Annotated in this window: 1 protein-coding gene; it reads right to left on the minus strand. The window is 48.8% G+C overall.

The window, feature by feature from the left end; all coding sequences use genetic code 11:
- Nucleotides 1–113 precede the first annotated feature (113 nt).
- Nucleotides 114–1,016 carry a helix-turn-helix domain-containing protein gene (locus EH198_RS24280; protein ID WP_124698035.1) on the minus strand — a complete coding sequence of 301 codons (903 nt, stop codon included), beginning with the start codon at nucleotides 1,014–1,016 and terminating at the stop codon, nucleotides 114–116.
- Nucleotides 1,017–1,089: the final 73 nt, after the last annotated feature.

Consider the following 1,089-nt stretch of genomic DNA (forward strand, 5'->3'; position numbering starts at 1 on the left):
TTATGATACGCTTCTACGCGCTGTCTGTAACGGCAAGTTTTAAGGTCATCCTTTGCAGGATGGCCTTCCGTAATCCAGCTATGGTCGGTGCCCCATTATTTCACTTTCTAGTACTATAACCTTTTCACCGGCCGCAGCACCGCATAACCATACCCCTCTGGAAAATGCCGCTGGTAATCCTGCTTGATCAATTCATCCCACTGATACCCCAGACTTTTAGGGTCGAAGGACCACGCCACGTCTTCAACCGTTCCCATAACGGCACCATTATCCTTCAGGTAATCGAACGGCGGGTGGAAAAAGACCAGATACTCCGACTCTGGAATATCCCTGCATTCCATTCCTGCCGGAATCGGTCCGTCGTACTCCGTTGAAACTGGGATGCCATACAAATATCCCTTTTGTCCGTTCTGGTAAAACCATCCTGCGGTCTGTCCCAGTTGTCCGAGAAGTGTGTGGTTTGACATACTCTCCAACGTGCCGCTGATCTCGTCACAAGAGTGCCCGTTTCCCCAGAAGTCCCCATAGTTTGTTACGAAAATGTCCCAGATCCCGATAAATTTGTGCGCCGGTATGAACTCGACTTTGATCTCCGCCGGTTGCAAATGTACCTTGCTCATCTTATCTCGCTCCTTGATCAAATAATGATAAGGCGAGAATACCTCCTGACGAATAGCTAATGGAATAGGTCGGGGAGCTTTTTGGTAGACTGCGGGGGTGAGCTGAAAAGCCTTGTTGAAAGCTCGTGTAAACGCCTCTTGTGATGAGAATCCATACTTTACGGCAATATCCAGAACGCGCTGGTCCGTGTCGCGGAGCTCCATGGCGGCACGGCTGATTCTTCTGTTCCAGAAGTGATCCCGTAATGTCATTCCGGTCAATTGGTTGAACTGCCTGGAACAATAATAGGGGGAATACCCTAACTGCTCTGACATCTTCAATAGAGATGAACTCTCTGTTATATTGGCCTCCACCCAATCCACCATAAGCTGGACCATTTCATTCCATTCGTACATGGAAGTCCTCCCTCCTTTCCCTTCGATCATATCACCGGCGATCTTCGCATACTTGATTCGAGTTGCACAATAA

This window comes from Paenibacillus rhizophilus (assembly GCF_003854965.1).
In the GTDB taxonomy this organism is placed as follows: Bacteria; Bacillota; Bacilli; order Paenibacillales; family Paenibacillaceae; genus Paenibacillus_AQ; species Paenibacillus_AQ rhizophilus.

Excerpts from the sequence above, each read along its gene's own strand:
- EH198_RS24280 (WP_124698035.1), bottom strand. The coding sequence starts at position 1,016 with ATGTACGAATGGAATGAAATGGTCCAGCTTATGGTGGATTGGGTGGAG.